The 18,653-nt window shown below is 46.4% G+C and carries 15 protein-coding genes; 6 read left to right on the top strand and 9 right to left on the bottom strand.

Going from position 1 to position 18,653, the window contains the following annotated elements:
• Nucleotides 1-34: 34 nt before the first annotated feature.
• The 3 genes from ABCM67_RS06010 to sdaAA are packed head-to-tail and all read left to right on the top strand — an operon-like array spanning nucleotide 35 to nucleotide 2,819.
• The gene (locus ABCM67_RS06010; RefSeq protein WP_021652178.1) at nucleotides 35-1,255 is read left to right on the top strand and encodes a dicarboxylate/amino acid:cation symporter; all 1,221 of its coding nucleotides are present in this window, start codon (nucleotides 35-37) and stop codon (nucleotides 1,253-1,255) included.
• A gap of 5 nt (nucleotides 1,256-1,260) precedes the next feature.
• On the top strand, nucleotides 1,261-1,929 hold the full coding sequence (sdaAB, locus tag ABCM67_RS06005; protein WP_342992613.1) for an L-serine ammonia-lyase, iron-sulfur-dependent subunit beta: 669 nt from the start codon (nucleotides 1,261-1,263) through the stop codon (nucleotides 1,927-1,929).
• Nucleotides 1,930-1,949: 20 nt separating this feature from the next.
• Nucleotides 1,950-2,819: an L-serine ammonia-lyase, iron-sulfur-dependent, subunit alpha gene (gene sdaAA / locus ABCM67_RS06000; RefSeq protein ID WP_015527274.1), complete on the top strand. Its 870-nt coding sequence runs from the start codon at nucleotides 1,950-1,952 to the stop codon at nucleotides 2,817-2,819.
• Nucleotides 2,820-3,388: 569 nt separating this feature from the next.
• Here the strand turns inward: sdaAA and ABCM67_RS05995 are convergent.
• The 3 genes from ABCM67_RS05995 to ABCM67_RS05985 form a co-directional block, all read right to left on the bottom strand.
• Nucleotides 3,389-3,748 carry a P-II family nitrogen regulator gene (locus tag ABCM67_RS05995; RefSeq protein ID WP_092068522.1) on the bottom strand — a complete coding sequence of 120 codons (360 nt, stop codon included), beginning with the start codon at nucleotides 3,746-3,748 and terminating at the stop codon, nucleotides 3,389-3,391.
• A 54-nt stretch (nucleotides 3,749-3,802) separates the two neighbouring features.
• Nucleotides 3,803-5,041, bottom strand: a complete 1,239-nt coding sequence (locus tag ABCM67_RS05990) for an ammonium transporter (protein WP_114002288.1) — start codon at nucleotides 5,039-5,041, stop codon at nucleotides 3,803-3,805.
• A 234-nt stretch (nucleotides 5,042-5,275) separates the two neighbouring features.
• Complete coding sequence (locus ABCM67_RS05985) at nucleotides 5,276-6,001, bottom strand: TraX family protein (RefSeq protein WP_235812364.1); 726 nt, start codon at nucleotides 5,999-6,001, stop codon at nucleotides 5,276-5,278.
• 227 nt (nucleotides 6,002-6,228) lie between these two features.
• Here ABCM67_RS05985 and nudC point away from each other — a divergent pair, with 227 nt between their 5' ends.
• Nucleotides 6,229-7,065, top strand: a complete 837-nt coding sequence (gene nudC, locus ABCM67_RS05980; RefSeq protein ID WP_114002281.1) for an NAD(+) diphosphatase — start codon at nucleotides 6,229-6,231, stop codon at nucleotides 7,063-7,065.
• 205 nt (nucleotides 7,066-7,270) lie between these two features.
• Here nudC and glgP read toward each other — a convergent pair whose 3' ends face one another.
• Complete coding sequence (gene glgP / locus ABCM67_RS05975) at nucleotides 7,271-9,538, bottom strand: glycogen/starch/alpha-glucan phosphorylase (RefSeq protein ID WP_114002280.1); 2,268 nt, start codon at nucleotides 9,536-9,538, stop codon at nucleotides 7,271-7,273.
• Nucleotides 9,539-9,753: 215 nt separating this feature from the next.
• Nucleotides 9,754-10,671, bottom strand: a complete 918-nt coding sequence (locus ABCM67_RS05970) for an AraC family transcriptional regulator (protein ID WP_015527280.1) — start codon at nucleotides 10,669-10,671, stop codon at nucleotides 9,754-9,756.
• A 285-nt stretch (nucleotides 10,672-10,956) separates the two neighbouring features.
• Here ABCM67_RS05970 and ABCM67_RS05965 point away from each other — a divergent pair, with 285 nt between their 5' ends.
• Nucleotides 10,957-12,171, top strand: coding sequence for an iron-containing alcohol dehydrogenase (locus ABCM67_RS05965; protein ID WP_022426709.1), 1,215 nt, complete (start codon nucleotides 10,957-10,959; stop codon nucleotides 12,169-12,171).
• 70 nt (nucleotides 12,172-12,241) lie between these two features.
• Complete coding sequence (locus tag ABCM67_RS05960) at nucleotides 12,242-13,621, top strand: aldehyde dehydrogenase (protein WP_110102901.1); 1,380 nt, start codon at nucleotides 12,242-12,244, stop codon at nucleotides 13,619-13,621.
• A 57-nt stretch (nucleotides 13,622-13,678) separates the two neighbouring features.
• On the opposite strand, the gene ABCM67_RS05955 is transcribed toward ABCM67_RS05960, so the two are convergent.
• From ABCM67_RS05955 to ABCM67_RS05940, 4 genes are all read right to left on the bottom strand, one after another.
• Nucleotides 13,679-15,772, bottom strand: coding sequence for a glycoside hydrolase family 3 C-terminal domain-containing protein (locus ABCM67_RS05955; RefSeq protein ID WP_186582435.1), 2,094 nt, complete (start codon nucleotides 15,770-15,772; stop codon nucleotides 13,679-13,681).
• Between the two features lie 184 nt (nucleotides 15,773-15,956).
• Nucleotides 15,957-16,730, bottom strand: a complete 774-nt coding sequence (trpA, locus tag ABCM67_RS05950; RefSeq protein WP_110102899.1) for a tryptophan synthase subunit alpha — start codon at nucleotides 16,728-16,730, stop codon at nucleotides 15,957-15,959.
• On the bottom strand, nucleotides 16,723-17,907 hold the full coding sequence (gene trpB, locus ABCM67_RS05945) for a tryptophan synthase subunit beta (RefSeq protein WP_015527286.1): 1,185 nt from the start codon (nucleotides 17,905-17,907) through the stop codon (nucleotides 16,723-16,725). Before trpB ends, trpA begins: the two co-directional genes overlap by 8 nt.
• Before the next feature lies 1 nt (nucleotide 17,908).
• The gene (locus ABCM67_RS05940) at nucleotides 17,909-18,556 is read right to left on the bottom strand and encodes a phosphoribosylanthranilate isomerase (protein ID WP_021652161.1); all 648 of its coding nucleotides are present in this window, start codon (nucleotides 18,554-18,556) and stop codon (nucleotides 17,909-17,911) included.
• Nucleotides 18,557-18,653: the final 97 nt, after the last annotated feature.

The following is an 18,653-nucleotide window of genomic DNA, read 5'->3' as shown; positions in this document are numbered from 1 at the left end:
TGAATAAATTCATACTTGGGAGGAAAGAATCCAAATGGAAAAGAAAAAAATCAAGATCGGACTTGTGCCGAAGCTGATCATTGCCATCATCGTAGGTATCCTGTTCGGCCAGTTCCTTCCGGAAGGCTTCTGTCGCTTTGTTGTAACCCTTTCCGGATTTTTCAGTACCTTTCTGAAATTCGTCATCCCGCTGATGATCCTTGCCTATGTGACCATGGGTATTGCGGATCTTTCACAGGGTGCAGGGAAGCTTCTCCTGATCACAGTGGCTCTGGCTTATGGCTCCACTCTGATCGCAGGTTCCGCATCCTATCTGGTATCATCCAGCCTGTTCCCGCACTTTATGAGTGAAGGTGCACTGGATCAGATCGCAGCTACCGCAGACGCATCCCTGACACCATTTTTCTCCATCACACTGGAGCCGGTCATGGATACTCTTTCTGCTGTTGCCCTTGCCTTTGTCATGGGACTGTGCCTCTCTTCCATGCGTGGAAAAGAAATGGGAAACAGCCTTTATAACGGAATGAGTGACTTTTCCAAGATCATTGACAAGGTCCTTCATACCATTATCATCCCGCTGCTTCCGCTTTACATCTGCGGAACCTTCACAGATATGACTATTTCCGGAAAAACCTTTGCCATCTTAAGCATCCTCTGGAAGGTATTCCTTGTTGTTATCATCATGCACCTGATCTGCATTACGATCCAGTTTGTGATCGCAGGTACTGTCAGCAAAAAGAATCCTTTCACTCTGATCAAAAATCAGATCCCGGGATACACAACTGCTCTGGGAACCCAGTCTTCCGCAGCTACCATCCCGGTCAATCTGGAATGTGCCAAAAAGGACGGCGTGTGTGAGCAGATCCGCAACTTCGTAGTACCGCTCTGTGCAAACATCCACATGGCCGGTTCCATGATCACCATCACAGCCTGTGCTACTGCAGTCTGCCTTATGAACCAGCTGCCCATCAGTCTTGGGATCATCGTTCCGTTCATCATGACTCTCGGTGTTGCCATGGTTGCATCTCCCGGTGCTCCCGGTGGTTCCATCATGACTGCTCTTCCATTCCTTTACATGGTATTCGGAGCGGAAGCCGGTGATCCGGACGGTGCCATCTGTGCTATCATGGTTGCCCTTTACATTACCCAGGATTCCTTCGGAACTGCCTGCAATGTATCCGGTGACAACGCCATCGGCGTGATCGTTGACACCATTTATAAGAAATTTATCGCAAAAACACCACAGGAGAATTAAGCAAAATGTCTTTTATCAGTGTATTTGACGTTATGGGTCCCAACATGATCGGTCCTTCCAGTTCTCATACCGCAGGGGCTGCACGCATTGCTTTCCTTGCCCAGAAGATGATCACGCCGCCCCTGAAAAAAGTGGAATTCATCCTTTATGGTTCCTTCGCCAGAACATACAAGGGACACGGTACAGACCGTGCCCTCCTTGGCGGGATCATGGGCTTTTCCACAGATGACATGCGTATACGGAATTCTTTTGATATTGCCAGGGAACAGGGGATCGACTTTTCCTTTACTCCAAATGAAGAGGAAACCGATGTCCATCCCAACACTGTAGATATCCATATGGTCAATGAACAGGGACAGGAAATGACAGTCCGGGGGGAATCGCTGGGCGGCGGCAAGGTCCGCATTGTGGAGATCAACCACGTGAAAGTGGATTTCACCGGCGAATACAGTGCCATCATCGTGATCCATCAGGATACTCCCGGTGTTGTGGCCTACATCACCAGATGCTTAAGTGAACGTAACATTAACATTGCCTTCATGCGCCTCTTCCGTGAATCCAAAGGAACCACAGCCTATACGATTGTGGAATCCGATGGTCATCTCCCGGAAGATATCGTAGAAAGCATTCACCGGAACACCAACATCCATGATGTCATGGTTGTTCAGATGTAGGGAAAAGGAGGATGTGTTTTATGGATTTCAAAAATGCCAAGGAACTTCTTGCTCTCTGCCAGGAAAAAAAGCTTCCGATTTCCGAAGTAATGCGCCAACGTGAGATCCTTCTCGGTGAAACCACTGCTGAAATCGTGGACCAGCGCATGGACCGTGTTCTGGAGATCATGAAGGATGCTGCTTTTTCCCCCATCAAAGATCCGGTGATATCTATGGGCGGACTGATCGGCGGTGAAGCCCGAAAGCTCTGCGAATTTCATGACCTGGGAAAAAGCCTGTGCGGAAACGTTCTCGGAAAGGGGATCACCTACGCTATGGCAACCCTTGAGACCAACGCTTCCATGGGACTTATCGTTGCCTCTCCTACTGCCGGCAGTGCCGGGATCGTTCCCGGAATGATGCTTGCTCTTCAGGAGGTCTATGGCTTTTCCGATAAAAAAATCCGCCAGGCATTATTTAATGCAGGCGCGATCGGCTATCTTGCCATGCGTAATGCAACAGTTGCCGGTGCTGTTGGCGGATGTCAGGCTGAGGTCGGAATCGCTTCTGCAATGGCTGCTTCTGCTGCTGTGGAACTTCTTGGCGGTACACCTCTTCAGTGTACTTATGCTGCTTCCACGGTTCTTATGAACATGCTTGGACTTGTATGCGACCCTGTAGGCGGCCTAGTGGAATATCCCTGCCAGAACCGTAACGCAGCCGGTGTTTCCAATGCCCTTATCGCAGCGGAAATGTCACTGGCCGGTATCCCCCAGTTCATCCCGCTGGATGAGATGATCGATGCCATGTATACTGTGGGCAAAAAGCTTCCTGCAGAGCTTCGTGAAACTGCTCTCGGCGGTTGTGCAGCCACACCGTCCGCCTGTGAGAAGTGTCATCTTTGCAGTTGAAATGCAACTATGGCAGAGAAAAAGCAGTTGGATATCTTATGCCCCATTTGTTGCACAGCTCTATATTGAATAATAACTTCATAGTTTGCTCAGTCAGATAATAAAACGGAGAATTCCTTAAATTTTTCTTTCGGGAATTCTCCGTTTTCTTTTGGGCATGCGGACATTTTACAGCCCTGCTGTTTTTTCTGCTGCCAGCTTCTGATTTTCTGGTTCTATTGGCTCCGGACCTCTGTTCTGACTTCTGAGCCGGAGCATCCTTTTTGGGATTCTCCTTCTCCTGCTCTTCTTGGTCCTGCTCGAATCCATCTTTAATGGATTTCTGTTTTTTTCTTATTTTTTTCTTTGATTTCTTTTTTGTCATGTCTGCCTTATCTATTATTTTTAGTTTTCGTGTACATCTTATATATTATACCGGCCACATGCTGTTTTTCATCAAATCAACGTAAGACTATTGTTAAATCTGTGGTAAAAAAGTCCTCCGAAAAATCTCAAGATTATATCTCCTGATATCTCTGCGACTTCCCGAAGGACTCTTTCACACATAATTTACATATTAATAAAACAATTTACAGAAATTCCGACTGCAGCGCATCGTATCCGGTCTCACCTGTACGGATACGAACAGCGTTACGGATCTCGTAGCTGAATATCTTACCATCGCCCGGATCACCGGTGAATGCTGCTTTCTGAATGGCATCAATAACTTTAATCTCCCAGTCTTCTGATGATACTACAATCTCAAACTTGATCTTCGGTTTCAGAAATACATCGATCTTGGAACCACGGACATATTCTGTATAGCCGCGCTGTGTTCCGCAGCCCATGATCTGGGTTACTGTAAAACCGTTAACCTGGATCTCATTTAACGCTGCTTTGACATCTTCCATTTTTTCTTCTCTTACGATTGCTTCTATTTTAATCAACATACTATAATCTCCTCTTTAACACCATCATTCACATTAACAGGAAATGGACTCTTATCAGTCAAATCCATTAAATGACGGATATGCATTCTCTCCATGCTGGGATGCATCCAGACCGACCATCTCTTCCTTCGGATCTACACGAAGCGGTGTAAAGATCCGCACGAGCCCGATACAGATCAGCGTTCCCACAATAGCAACCGCAATGGTGATCACAATACTCAATACCTGTGCCAGGAACAGACGGTGATCTCCAAACACAAGGCCATCCCATTTTGCAACAGAGTTAATGGAAGTTTTTCCGAAGAGACCTGTTGCGATTCCTCCCCAGATACCACCGATACCATGGCAGCCAAAAGCATCCAGGGCATCATCGATCTTCAGCTTCTGTTTCAGAAGGAGCACAGTAAAGTAACAGATCGGGCTTACCAGGATCCCAATGATAAAGGATGCCCATACCGGTACGAAACCAGCTCCCGGTGTAATGGCTACCAGTCCGATAACAAGACCTGTGGATGCACCAACCAGTGTCGGTTTTCCCTCGCGGATCACCTCGATCAGCATCCAGGTCAGCAGTGCGCAGGCAGAAGAAATGCTGCTGGTCATAAAGGCATGTGCCGCAAGGCCGTCTGCCTTCAGCGCACTTCCTGCATTAAAGCCGAACCATCCGAACCACAGCATAGCTGCTCCGAGAAATACAAATGGGATATTGTGTGTGCGATAGGTTGCTTTTGCATAGCCTCGTCTCTGTCCAAGATAAATGGCAAGAACCAGTGCACTGACACCAGAACTGATATGTACCACATTTCCTCCTGCAAAGTCCACAGAGCCAATGGCTGCCAGAAATCCACCGTCTCCCCAGACCATATGTGCCATTGGATAATACACAATCAAAGACCAGATCGCAATAAAGAAAAACAGCGCCTTAAAACGCATTCTTCCAACCACGGCACCGGTGATCAGTGCCGGTGTGATCATGGCAAACATCATCTGGAACGCCACAAATACCAGATGCGGGATCGTATCCGCATAAGGTCCCGGCTCCCAGCCTACGCCATTCAGCGAAAACCAGCGAAAATCTCCGATGATCCCGCCATGATTTCCTCCAAATGCCAGCGAATATCCAAACAATGTCCACATAACTACGGACAGTCCCATGATCGCCCCACAGGCCATCATGGTATTTACCACATTTTTCCTGCGGACCAGTCCTCCGTAGAAAAACGCAAGCCCAGGTGTCATAAAGAACACAAAGGCTGTACAGATCAGCATAAAGCCGGTATCTCCTGCATTCATCATACATTTCCTCCTCGATTCCCTCAATTATTCTGCAACGCAAAAAGCGCCTGGAAACTCAATTTCCAGACGCCTTTGTCATGTCAGTTAGCATAGCAGATAATTTGTGGGTTTTCAAGAGTTTTTTCGCTATTTTTCTGTTTTCTTACAGAATTACTATGTTTTATGTGGATATGAAATTTATTTTCGGCAATCTATCCGGTTATAAATATTGGAGAGATTTTATTTTATCTATTACTGTACTATAACACGGACTATGCTCAGGATCAGCAGATGTGCCGGATAGAAAATATAGAAAAACCACTTGGAAAACTTCGGTGCTTTTTCGGATTTTTTGCCATTATAGAAGCACAGGATGATGATTCCTGATGCCACGATCCCTGCTGCCGAAAACAGAGCATGGAGCATTGCCGGTCCCGCTGCCATTTTTTCCACGTAGGAGCTGTAGTTAAACAGCACAAAAAGGGCAGCACCGACTCCGTACGCTGTTATCATCCTCTTCCTGTTCCCCCAGCTCTCATGGAACCAGATGGTAAAAACCGGTGCCAGGATTGCCCAGTCCGAATAAACGGATAGTAAAAGGAGCAGGATCAGAAGTGGAATTCTCCATTTACTTGCCATCATCCTTTCCTGAACAACCAGGATCATAAAACAGATAAACAGAGTAAAGATCATATTCAGCTGTGAATTCCCAAAGGCTATCATATAGGGAACCTGGGAGATCCCGGCAAAGATCAGAAGCCTTTCACCGTATTTTCTCCTGGAATGTGTATAGTAAAAACCTTCCACAAGAAAATAGCACATGGTAATGGCTGTGAAGTAGCCAATGTCTATAAACACTTCCCACAGGATCGTGTTTTCCGGCAGAAGCACGTTGGCGATATGGTTCAGAAGCATGGTAAAAATTGCCAGATATTTAATGGCATCCCGGGTCAGTCCCGGCTTTTCTGTTGTTGGCATAATTTTCTCCTTCTGTGCAGAAAAATTTTCAGATCTTTCACATCTTCTGCACAATATAATACATTTATCTTACACTGATTTTCTGACTCATACAACTTTTTTTGTTATTGCTGGAGTTGCCTTTTTCTTAAGGTAAGCTTATACTGTAGAAAGCGTGCTGTATTTTATATGGCAAAACTTCTCAGCAAACACTGTAAAACAATAAATTCGGAAAGGAATTATCGATCATGATCCAGGATATCGCACCACATACCTATCACAATGAGTACAAACCTGTGGCCCCGGATAAAGAAAGCCACATCCTCGCCTATGAAGAAGGAAAGATCCTTATGAAAAAAGATGGCGAGACTATGACTCTTCCAAGCTTTGGAGAGCTGGAAGGAAAAGTTGAAAATCTCTATGAGAATTATATCTATCTCTTCTCCATTGACGAAGAGCATTTTTATCTGATCCCGGATCTTGACACCAGGCTCCTTCCTGGTTATCAGTTTGAGATCACAAGAGTTCTCCGCACAGCAGAGCCACAGTATCTGGCTTTCGCAGGAATCACCGGATATCAGCTCTTTCAGTGGTACAGCAAGCGCCGTTTCTGCGGCTGCTGCGGAAAACCGATGGTACATGATAAACATGAGCGCAAGATGATCTGCCCTGCCTGTGGAAACGGTGAATATCCAGTGCTTTCTCCAGCTGTGATCGTAGGCGTTACCAACGGTGACAAGCTGATCCTCTCCAAATATGAGGGCCGAAATCACACCCGCTACGCCATGATCGCAGGTTTTGCCGAGATTGGCGAGACCATCGAGGAGACTGTCCACCGTGAAGTTATGGAAGAGATCGGCGTAAAGGTCAAAAATCTCCGCTACTACAAAAGTCAGCCATGGTCCTTCTCCGGAACACTTCTGTTTGGCTTCTACTGTGATCTGGATGGCGACGACACTCTGACTGTAGACCACGATGAGCTTTCCATGGCCTCCTGGTTCAACCGGGAAGACATTCCGGATGAAGGAGATAATATCAGCCTTACCAAGGAGATGATGATGGCATTTAAGCATGGAAAAGCCTGAAGTATCGCTTGCCTGATTCCGTAAACAATTTTTCGCAACCAATTTCACAAAAAAACACCGGCCATTCATCTGTAACATGTCCTGTCCAGGCTGCCAGATCATCTCTGACATCTCAGCCCCAGTACATATTCCAATGAATGCCGGCGTTTTTATTTTCTATTTTTCTATTTTTCTTCCGAGCCGGAGCAATCTGCCTAAAACCGTTTTATTTCTCCGGTGTCAGATGCCAGATATCTCTGTTGTACTCCTCGATGGTTCTGTCTGAAGAGAAGTATCCTGCTTTTCCGATATTTACAAGCATTTTCTCTGCCCATGCGGTTCTGTCCTCATAATCGGACAGTGCCTGATCTTTCACCTTCGCATAATCCTCGAAGTCAAGAAGAGTCATGAACCAGTCTTTGCTTACGATCTCATGATGCAGTCTTCTTAAATGCTCCTCACTTCCAATAGAAAGAAGCTCGTTTCCTACGATAAAGTCTACTGCACGACGGATGCGCTCGTCTTTCTCATAAAAATCTCTGGAGCAGTAGTCAGCCTTTTCATAGTGTTCGATAACCTGCTCACTGGACTCTCCGAAGATATAGATATTATCCTTGCCTACCAGCTGGCTGATCTCCACATTTGCACCATCCATGGTTCCCAGTGTTACAGCACCGTTGAGCATGAACTTCATGTTTCCTGTTCCGCTGGCCTCCTTGGAAGCAAGAGAGATCTGCTCGGAGATATCGCAGGCAGGGATCAGCTTCTCTGCTGCACTTACGTTGTAGTTTTCCACCATAACAACTTTCATGTACGGGGAAACCTCCGGATCATTGTTGATAAGCTCCTGTAAGCAGAGAAGCAGGTGGATAATATCCTTTGCGATAACGTATGCAGGAGCTGCCTTTGCACCGAAGATAAAGGTTACCGGGCGCTGCGGCTTCTCGCCTGCCTTGATCTTCAGGTAACGGTCAATGATGTAAAGTGCGTTCAGCTGCTGACGTTTGTACTCATGAAGACGTTTGATCTGGATATCATAAACACTGTGTGTGTTGATCTCTTCACCTGTGTTGGCTTTGATAAACTCCGCACATCTCTTCTTTGCATCCTGCTTGATCTTAAGGATATTTGCAAGAACGTCCTGATTTCCCTTGAAGCCAAGCATCTTGTCAAGCTCAAAGGAATCCTTGCGGAAGCCGTCACCGATCATGGATGTGATGTACTCTGTCAGCGGATGGTTGCAGTGAAGGAGCCATCTGCGGAAGGTGATTCCGTTTGTCTTGTTATTGAATTTCTCCGGATAGATCTCATAGAACTGATGAAGCTCTGTCTCCTTCAGGATATCGGTATGAAGGGATGCAACACCGTTGATGGAAAATCCGTAGTGTATGTCCATATGTGCCATGTGTACCAGGTCGTTCTTGTCGATGATGGCAAGATTTTCCTGCGGATATTTTGCTTTGATACGCTCGTCCAGCTTGCGGATGATCGGCATCAGATGCGGAACAACCTCCTCAAGATAGGAGATCGGCCATTTCTCAAGTGCCTCTGCAAGAATGGTATGGTTGGTATAAGCGCATACATGAGATACGATCTCGCATGCCTCCTCGAACTCGATTCCACGCTCTGTGAGGAGACGGATAAGCTCCGGAATTACCATACTCGGATGTGTATCGTTGATCTGGATCACTGCGTAATCGGCAAGGTCATGAAGATTGCAGCCTTTTGCTGTTGCCTCATCCAGGATCAGCTGTGCCGCATTGCTTACCATGAAGTACTGCTGATAGATACGAAGCTTTCTTCCTGCATCATCGCTGTCATCCGGATAAAGGAACAGTGTCAGATTGTGGAGCAGATCCTTCTTATCAAAGGAGATTCCCTCGCCCACAATGCTCTCGTCTGCAATATCAATATCAAAAAGGCGAAGCTTGATCGCTTTGTTTTCATAGCCTGCAACATCAATATCATACAGTGTGGATTTCAGCATAAAGCCCTTAAACGGCACGTAATAGGAAACGCCTGCATCTGTAAGCCAGCTCTCCGGCTGGATCCACGGATTCGGTGTCTCAAACTGAAGATGATCCTTAAACTCCTGTTTGAAAAGTCCGAGGTGATAATTAAGTCCGATTCCTTCTCCCGGAAGTCCCAGAGTTGCAATGGAATCCAGGAAACATGCTGCCAGACGGCCAAGTCCGCCGTTTCCGAGAGATGGCTCCGGCTCGATCTCCTCGATCATGGAAAGCTCTTTTCCGTTTTCTTTAAGATATTTCGCAACTTCATCATAAACGCCCAGATTGATCAGGTTGTTGGAAAGAAGCTTACCGATAAGGAACTCTGCGGAAATATAATAAATTTTCTTTTTTCCTTCCTGGTAGCCGCGGCCCTTCAGCTGCTCCTTTGTCCAGGAGAGAAGTCCGTGATAGATTTCCTCGTTTGTACAATCTTTTACATTTTTGTTATATTTGTCTTCAAATACTTTGCTTAATGTTTCCATTTTGATCTCCTTTCATGGATCTTGATGGGATGAAATATGTTTTTACAAGGTTGTTTGCTTTGTTTTTGATGATATTAGGATATCACGCATTTCTTTTCAAAAATATAACAATCCTGTCATGATATGCAAGATATTTGTCAGACTGTTTTTCACTTTTTACTGTAGCTCTGCATAAAAACATAACCGGTACATATGCGGTTGTTTCGGGATCTGTCTCAGATCTGTCTCATACTCTTCCTGTACTTATGCGGTGAAACCTTATTGGACTGCTGAAATTTCTTTATAAAATAACTTGTACTGTTAAATCCCACCTGCATGGCGATCTCCGTCACAGGTGCATCGGAATGCGTAAGAAGATACTTCGCCTTCTCCATACGGAAGTCATTGATGTATTCCACCAGGGTTTTTCCCGTATACTGGCGGAAAAGCTTCATAAAATAATACTCACTGTAATTGGAAAGTCCGGAAAGCTCTGAAACGGTAAGATTCTCCTGGTAGTGAAGGCTGATATGATCCAGCACTTCCTTTACTGCTGCAAGGCTCTTGTTCTGCTCTGTGCTTACCGGGATAATATAATGCTTCGTCAGCATCTCATAAAAGAAATCAAAAAACAGCATTTTCAGCTTCACATAGAAATATGGCTTCTTCTCCGTATGACAGTCATGGATCTCCAGAAAAATTTCCCGTAGCTTCTCATATCCGGAATCTCCTTCTTCTATATGATGGCAGAATTCTGCCTTGTTTTCTATTAATGGTGATACCACACATTCCTGGCAGATATCTCCCGGCTGACCTGCAAGGAAGCCCAAGCTGAAAACCACACTCTTATAATAAAGAGGCTTCTTAAGATCCGTGCGCATACTATGGAGAACTCCGCAGTTCACGATCAGGATATCCCCCTTTTTCAGGCGGATGCTCTCCCGGTTCAGTCTGGCAAAGCCACTGCCTTTTTCAATATACATGATCTCCATCTCACTGTGCCAGTGGTCATACAATGCATGAAAGATCTCACAGTTCGCCATATAGGTTTCCACCGGCAGCTCAAAGGAACCGTGAGGGCTTAATTCTTTTAAATTATCATCCACTTCGGATACATGAAGAGGATTTTTTGCGGATGTGTCTGTTTCTGGCATGATTTCCTCCGTGATCAATATCTATCCTGCGGACATTTGCCTTCCGCTGGATATCCAATCCTTGCATAATGATTCTGTTTGACTCCCTTAGTGTAAAGGATATTTACAACCATGACAATATTATATTTTCCTGTTTTCTTTTTTATGACGTTACGGTTACTCTGTTCTCAGCAACACGCTTCGCGATGCACTTCCATAAACGGCAACCTTGACTTTTCCCCTTCCAACTGCTATATATAATATTTAGAATAAAATAATTTGACTTTAAAAGGAACGAAAACTACCATGAATCCATTAAAAAAAGCTTACTGCCGGGTTTTCCAGAATGTCTTTAAATTCGCCCTTCCACTGCTTCCTTACCGCAATCCGAAGATCATCGGAAGCGTCAAAGGTATTCCGGAAGTTCTGGAAAAAAGAAACTATAACAATGTACTCATCATCACAGATGCAGGGATCCGAAGCCTTGGCCTTACAGAAAGGCTGGAGCAGACACTGAAGCGAAGCTGCATCTCTTACCACATCTACGACAAAACCGTTGCCAATCCAACAACCGTCAATGTGGACGAAGCCCTTCACATGTATCTGGACAATGACTGCCAGGCGATCATCGGCTTCGGCGGAGGTTCCAGTATGGACTGTGCAAAAGCCACAGCAGCCCGCATTGCCAAGCCACACCAGTCTCTTGCTCAGATGAAGGGAATCCTGAAGATCCACAAAAAGCTTCCTCTTCTCATCGCCATCCCCACGACTGCAGGAACAGGAAGTGAAACAACACTTGCTGCTGTCATTACCGATGCAGAAACACGGCACAAATATGCCATCAACGATTTTCCGCTGATCCCACGCTACGCAGTCCTTGACCCGAAAGTGACTTTAAGCCTTCCGCCGTTTATCACAGCTACCACCGGCATGGATGCCCTGACTCACGCGGTGGAAGCCTACATTGGAAATTCCACTACACCTGGCACAAGAAAAAATGCCCTGGATGCTGTCAGACTGATCTTTGAAAATCTGGATACCGCCTACACAGACGGCAATAATATTGAAGCAAGACGAAATATGCTCCGCGCCTCCTATTTCGCAGGCTGTGCCTTCACCAAATCCTACGTTGGATATGTCCACGCAATTGCACATTCCCTCGGCGGAAAATATAATGTTCCACATGGGCTTGCCAATGCAGTGATCCTTCCTATGGTACTGGAAACATACGGAGATTCCATCACTCACAAACTCCGCAACCTTGCCGTAACTGCCGGTCTCTGCGATAAACATGAGGACGATAAAACTGCTGCCCGGATGTTTATTGATGCAATAAAAGATATGAAAAAACGCTTTAGCATCGGAGACTATATTCCGGAAATCCAGGAAACAGACATCCCGGAGCTTGCCCATTACGCAGATAAAGAAGCCAATCCTCTGTACCCGGTTCCTGTACTGATGGATGCCGGCGAACTTGAAACACTGTATTACAGACTGATGCCTCCGGCAGGCAATTGCTAAAACAGCCATTGGCATAGAAAGATTTTTTCGATATTTCGAATACAGTTTTTTCAGAAAGGACTACAATTCCATGGAAAAAGAACAGATCAACCAGCTTTTAGATAAACAGCGCCAGTACTTCTACTCCGGCGCAACTCTTGACCTTGATTTTCGCATCAGCGCCCTGAAACGTCTCCGCGCTTCCATCCGGAAACACGAAGATCAGATCCACGCCGCGCTGAAAAAGGATCTTGGAAAAAGTAATTTCGAAAGCTATATGTGTGAGACCGGACTGGTGCTCTCCGAGATCACACATATGCTGAAAAATATCCGCTCCTACGCAAAAGAACAGACCGTTCCAACTCCACTGGCACAGTTCCATTCCCACAGTTTCCGCAAACCATCCCCCTACGGTGTGGTTCTCATTATGAGTCCGTGGAACTATCCGTTTCTTCTCACCATAGAACCACTGGTAGACGCCATTGCAGCCGGAAACACAGTCATCCTGAAACCAAGCGCCTACTCACCGGCAACAAGTGAAGTGATCCGTCTTCTCATCCATGAATGTTTCGATGAAAAATACGTTGCAACTGTCACAGGCGGACGTGCGGAAAACACACATCTTCTCAGTCTGCACTTTGATTACATCTTCTTCACGGGAAGCCAGTCTGTGGGAAAAGAGGTCATGAGAAAGGCTTCCGAACACCTCACACCAGTCACTCTGGAGCTGGGTGGAAAAAGCCCCTGCATCGTGGACAAAACAGCCAATCTCCGCCTTGCGGCAAAACGTATCGTATTCGGCAAGTTCCTGAACTGTGGCCAGACCTGCGTGGCTCCGGACTACATCTACTGTGATCCGGAGATCAAAGAAGCCCTGGTCGCAGAGCTTCGCAGACAGATCACACGCCAGTATGGAAAAGAAGCACTGAAGAACCGGAATTATGGAAAGATCATCAACGAAAAGCATTTCGACCGTATCAACAGTCTGATCGATCCTTCCAAAACTGTCTGCGGCGGTGGTTCCAACCGTGAAACACTTCAGATCGAGCCGACGGTTCTTGATAACGTAACCTTCGAAGATCCGGTCATGCAGCAGGAAATCTTCGGTCCGGTACTTCCGGTCCTCACCTATGACTCTCTCGGAGGTGCCGTAACAAAGATCAATTCCATGGCACATCCGCTGGCTCTTTATATCTTCACCGAAGATGAAAAAAATGCCCGGGAAGTTACTTCCCGATGTGGTTTCGGCGGTGGCTGTATCAACGATGTCCTCATACATCTGGCAACCAGCAATATGGGCTTCGGCGGCTTTGGTGAAAGCGGCATGGGATCCTATCATGGCATCGACGGCTTCCGGACATTCTCTCATTATAAGAGTATTGTAGATAAAAAGACCTGGATCGATCTTCCTATGCGGTATCAGAAATATCGGAAGATTTATGAGAAAATGGTACGGTTGTTTATGCGTTAGATATAAAGGGAGGGCGCTACCTGATGCATCGCCCTCCTGTTACTTTAGATTTTCTTATTATTTTTCCCAGATGATCTTTACCGGCATGATCCCGGTCAGTTCTTTGCTTTTTTCATCCGGCTGGCTGCAGCCTGCATAAATTTCAAATTTCTTTCCTTCTTCCATCCGTTTTCCTGTTTCATCTACTACGGTGAATGCTTTTTCCCATATTGGGATTTCTATTTTTCGGCATTCTCCCGCCTTCAGGAATATCCGATGAAAACCGGCCAGCATCGGATTTGGAATGGCATTTTTGCTGTCGATATTTTTTACATAAATCTGAACAACATCCTCTGTATCATATGCGCCGTTATTCTGCACTTCTACCTCCACGTTTATCTTCTGTCCACATGTTTTGACCTCTGCTTTATCTACTGCCACCTTACTGTACGTCAGACCATATCCAAAAGGAAACTGTGCTTTTCGTTCCATATAGCGATATGTTCTGCCTTTCATGGAATAATCGGTAAAATCCGGAAGTTCTTCCAGGCTTTCATAAAATGTCACCGGAAGTTTTCCTGATGGCGAGATTTCTCCAAACAATACCCTTGCCGCTGCCTTCCCGCCCTGGCATCCAGGGTACCACAGCATCATGACTGCATCAAATTTCTCTGCCGCATATTTCAGATTAAGGTCACTTCCTGCCAGCAGACAGAATACTACCGGTTTTCCGGTATCTGCGATCGCTTCCATCAGTTCTCGCTGTACTCCGGGAAGTTCAATATCTTCTTTATCTCCCGATACATAGCTGTTTCCGGTGTCTCCCTCTTCCCCTTCCAGTGTCTCATCCAGTCCCATACATAAGATCACCACATCGCTGTTTTCCGCAACCACCTTGGCTTCCGCAATACGATCTCTGGTAAACGCAAGGTGCTCCGTCCGGTCTCGGAACAGATCACAGCCTCTGGAAGTAAGGATCCTTACATCGTCTCCCACATAATCCTGGATGCCTTCCTGTATGGTAATATACCTGGAAGCTGTCCCGTGATAATTGCCGATCAGCGCCTGCCTGCTGTCCGCATTTGGTCCGATGATCCCTATTGTTTTCAGTTTTTCTTTATCAAGCGGAAGAATCCCGTTATTTTTCAGCAGAACAAAGCTTTTTTCCGCTGCTTTCTCCGCTGCATCCAGATGCCTGGGAGATTCCACCTCCAGATAGGAGATATTGTCATATTCGCTTCCATCAAACAACCCCAGCAGATACCTTGTGGTAAAAAGCCGCACTGCTGCCCGGGTTATGGTTTCTTCTGTGACAAGCCCCTTTTCGTATGCCTTCATAATGTGAAGATAAGTATTTCCACAATTCAGGTCACAGCCATTATTAATCGCCAGTGCTGCAGATTCAACGGCTGTATCCGTTACCATATGGTGTTCATGAAAATCACGGATTGCCCAGCAGTCTGATACAAAATGCCCCTGAAATTTCCATTCGCCTCTGAGTTTTTTCTGTAATGTGGGACTTCCGCAGCAGGGTTCCCCGTTTGTCCGGTTATAAGCTCCCATAACCGCTTCTACTTTGGCTTCTTTTACCAGACCTTCGAATGCCGGCAGATACGTTTCTTCCATATCTTTTGCGGATGCTTCCGCATCAAATTCATGACGGAGTGCCTCCGGCCCGGAATGTACTGCAAAATGTTTGGCACAGGCTGCTGCCTTCATTGTATCCCCATTTCCCTGAAGTGCTTTTACAAAGGAAACTCCAAGTTCTTTTGTAAGATACGGATCTTCCCCATAAGTTTCATGGCCTCTACCCCATCGTGGATCACGGAAAATATTGACATTAGGAGACCAGAACGTCAATCCCTTATAAATATCTCTGTCACCGTTTACGGAATATGCATTATACTTTGCTCTGCCCTCTGTTGCCACGATACCGGCCATCTCTGCCACACTTTTCCGGTCAAAAGCTGCCGCCATTCCGATCGCCTGTGGAAAAACCGTTGCCTGCCCTGCTCTGGCAACACCGTGAAGTCCCTCATTCCACCAGTTATACGCCGGAATTCCCAATCTTTTTATTGCAGGTGCATCGTACCTTAACTGACTGGCTTTTTCCTCCAGAGTCATCCTGGCAACCAGCGCTTCTGCTTTCTTCTTTGCTTCTTCCCGATTCATCCCCAATTTCCTCCTCACCTTTTTTTATATCATCTATCATTTGGTCTCTGACTGTCAAGTAGATATTTCCTGCAATTTTTCCGGCCTCTGTTCAGAGCAGAAAAAAATCTGCTTTACCCTTTCTTTGGGATAAAGCAGATTTTTATTACACTTTGTGATCTGTGTTCCAATTTCAGCCGGGAACTTATCTGATCGCATCCTTCATCTCTTTCACATAAGCCTTCACCTTCGGCACGCAGTCTTTGCCGTAGGCACCACAGAGCTTCACGATCGCAGATCCTACAATGGCACCGTCTGACTGATCTGCCATTTTTTTTGCCTGCTCCGGTGTGGAGATTCCGAATCCTACTGCACATGGAATGTCTTTCTGAGCTTTTACTAATTTCACCATAGCTCCGATATCTGTGGTAATGCTGGTACGCATTCCTGTTACACCAAGGGAAGATACGCAGTAAACAAAGCCTTCCGCCTCTTTTGCGATCATGGCGATCCGCTCATGGGAGGTCGGTGCGATCAGGGAGATCAGGTCAAGGCCGTACTGTTTGCACACAACATCAAACTCTTCTTTTTCCTCAAACGGAACATCCGGAAGAATCAGTCCATCCATTCCAACTTCCGCTGCTTTCTTGATAAAACGCTCTGTTCCGTAAGAAAATACTACGTTTGCATAGGTCATGAATACCATTGGGATTTTTGTATTTTTACGGATTTTTTCTACCATTGAAAAAACTTTATCTGTAGTCACGCCACCTGCAAATGCCCGGACATTGGCTTCCTGGATCACAGGTCCCTCTGCGGTAGGATCTGAGAACGGGATCCCAAGCTCGATCAGATCTGCTCCTGCTTCTTCCATTGCATAAACCAGCTGCTCTGTTACCTCCAGAGACGGATCTCCGCAGGTCAAAAAAGGAATAAATGCTTTTCCGTTTGCAAATGCCTCTGTAATTCTCTTATTCATGAATATCCTCCCCTCTGTAGCGGGCGATTGCCGCACAGTCCTTATCTCCACGTCCTGAAATGGTAACTACCATGATCTTGTCCTTTCCAAGTGTCGGTGCGATCTTTTTCGCATAGGCCACTGCGTGGGCACTTTCGATCGCAGGAATGATTCCTTCTGTTCTGGAAAGATATTCAAAAGCCTCTACTGCTTCGTCATCTGTAACAGGAACGTACTCTGCTCTTCCGATATCATAAAGGTGTGCATGCTCCGGACCTACACCCGGGTAATCAAGACCTGCGGAGATGGAGTATACCGGTGCGATCTGTCCGTATTCATCCTGGCAGAAGTAAGATTTCATACCATGGAAGATTCCGAGACGACCAGTTGCGATGGTTGCCGCAGTCTCCGCAGTATTCACGCCACGTCCTGCTGCCTCACAGCCGATGAGACGAACGTCTTTGTCCTCAATGAAATTGTAGAAAGTTCCGATAGCATTGGAGCCGCCGCCCACACAGGCCAGGACAACATCCGGAAGTCTGCCCTCTTTTTCCAGCATCTGTTCTTTGATCTCCTTGGAGATCACGGCCTGGAAATCACGTACGATGGTCGGGAACGGGTGCGGGCCCATAACAGATCCCAGTACATAATGGGTATCTGCAATACGGTTTGTCCACTCACGCATGGTCTCGGAAACGGCATCCTTTAAGGTTGCGGTTCCGCTTGTGACTGCATGGACTTTTGCTCCGAGAAGACGCATTTTGTAAACATTCAGTGCCTGACGTTCCGTGTCTTCTTTTCCCATGAATACCTCACATTCCATTCCCATCAGTGCTGCTGCGGTTGCAGTTGCAACACCGTGCTGGCCGGCTCCTGTCTCTGCGATGACACGGGTCTTGCCCATTTTTTTTGCCAGGAGCACCTGACCAAGTACGTTGTTGATCTTGTGGGCTCCTGTGTGGTTTAAGTCTTCTCTTTTCAGATAGATCTTGGCTCCGCCAAGGTCCTCGGTCATATGTGCCGCATAGTAAAGACGGGATGGTCTTCCTGCGTATTCATTGAGAAGCTCTGTGAGCTCACGGTTGAATTCCGGATCGTTTTTGTAATGGTTGTATGCTTCCTCAAGCTCCAGAACGGCGTTCATCAGTGTTTCCGGGATGTACTGTCCGCCATGGATGCCGAATCTTCCTTTTGACATGTTATATTTCCTCCTTTATGTTCCTTACTGCGTATACTGCTTCTAATATTTTATCCGGGTCTTTGTGACCGTCGGTTTCTACACTGCTGCTTAAATCTACTGCCCAGGGGTGAAGCAGATGTATGGCCGATTCCAGATTTTCACAGCCCAGACCTCCTGCCAGAAACCAGGGACGTTTGATCGCCGGTACCAGACTCCAGTCGAAAGTTTCTCCTGTTCCTCCTGCGCCCTGATCCAGCAGAATATAGTCTGCTTCCGAACGGATCGCTTTCTTTATATCTGCTTCTGTTTTTATGGAAAAAGCCTTTATCAGAAGCTGGTCTGTCATGGTCTTAAGCTGTCTGATATAATTCTCGTCCTCCTGGCCGTGAAGCTGTGCCAGTGCGATGGTTCCCTCGTTTAAAAGCTGTGCGGGAAGCTCCACCGGTGCATTGACGAATACGCCTACCGGCAAAATGCTATCATCCAGTTCTTCCCGGAGAGCCTTCAATTGCTCCACGGTGACGTTTCTTCTGCTTTTTGGGAATTCTACAATGAATCCTGCAAAGTCCGGTTTAGCCTGGTTCACTGCCTGGATATCTTCCGGGCGGGTCAGGCCGCAGATCTTGATCCTGGTTCTGCTCCCATGTTTCAACGGTTGTTCTCTCATATTCAGCCAATCCTGCCCTTTCTGTCTGCCCCTGCCCCTTCCTGTTTCGTTACTATTTGCTGCTGGTCAGCTCTGTTACTTATTTGCTCTATTCTTT

Source organism: Blautia sp. 2227st1_G12_2227SCRN_220401, assembly GCF_039062885.1.
In the GTDB taxonomy this organism is placed as follows: domain Bacteria; phylum Bacillota; class Clostridia; order Lachnospirales; family Lachnospiraceae; genus Blautia_A; species Blautia_A fusiformis.
This window is presented reverse-complemented; position numbering and strand designations above follow the sequence as displayed.

Bases quoted from the DNA above. Each gene is read 5' to 3' on its own strand.
- ABCM67_RS05940 (WP_021652161.1), bottom strand. From the start codon at position 18,556: ATGAGAGAACAACCGTTGAAACATGGGAGCAGAACCAGGATCAAGATC.
- trpA (WP_110102899.1), bottom strand. From the start codon at position 16,730: ATGAATAAGAGAATTACAGAGGCATTTGCAAACGGAAAAGCATTTATT.
- sdaAB (WP_342992613.1), top strand. From the start codon at position 1,261: ATGTCTTTTATCAGTGTATTTGACGTTATGGGTCCCAACATGATCGGT.
- ABCM67_RS05970 (WP_015527280.1), bottom strand. From the start codon at position 10,671: ATGCCAGAAACAGACACATCCGCAAAAAATCCTCTTCATGTATCCGAA.
- ABCM67_RS05995 (WP_092068522.1), bottom strand. From the start codon at position 3,748: ATGTTGATTAAAATAGAAGCAATCGTAAGAGAAGAAAAAATGGAAGAT.
- ABCM67_RS05965 (WP_022426709.1), top strand. From the start codon at position 10,957: ATGAATCCATTAAAAAAAGCTTACTGCCGGGTTTTCCAGAATGTCTTT.
- ABCM67_RS05960 (WP_110102901.1), top strand. From the start codon at position 12,242: ATGGAAAAAGAACAGATCAACCAGCTTTTAGATAAACAGCGCCAGTAC.
- trpB (WP_015527286.1), bottom strand. From the start codon at position 17,907: ATGTCAAAAGGAAGATTCGGCATCCATGGCGGACAGTACATCCCGGAA.
- ABCM67_RS06010 (WP_021652178.1), top strand. From the start codon at position 35: ATGGAAAAGAAAAAAATCAAGATCGGACTTGTGCCGAAGCTGATCATT.
- nudC (WP_114002281.1), top strand. From the start codon at position 6,229: ATGATCCAGGATATCGCACCACATACCTATCACAATGAGTACAAACCT.
- ABCM67_RS05985 (WP_235812364.1), bottom strand. From the start codon at position 6,001: ATGCCAACAACAGAAAAGCCGGGACTGACCCGGGATGCCATTAAATAT.
- sdaAA (WP_015527274.1), top strand. From the start codon at position 1,950: ATGGATTTCAAAAATGCCAAGGAACTTCTTGCTCTCTGCCAGGAAAAA.
- ABCM67_RS05990 (WP_114002288.1), bottom strand. From the start codon at position 5,041: ATGAATGCAGGAGATACCGGCTTTATGCTGATCTGTACAGCCTTTGTG.
- ABCM67_RS05955 (WP_186582435.1), bottom strand. From the start codon at position 15,772: ATGAATCGGGAAGAAGCAAAGAAGAAAGCAGAAGCGCTGGTTGCCAGG.
- glgP (WP_114002280.1), bottom strand. From the start codon at position 9,538: ATGGAAACATTAAGCAAAGTATTTGAAGACAAATATAACAAAAATGTA.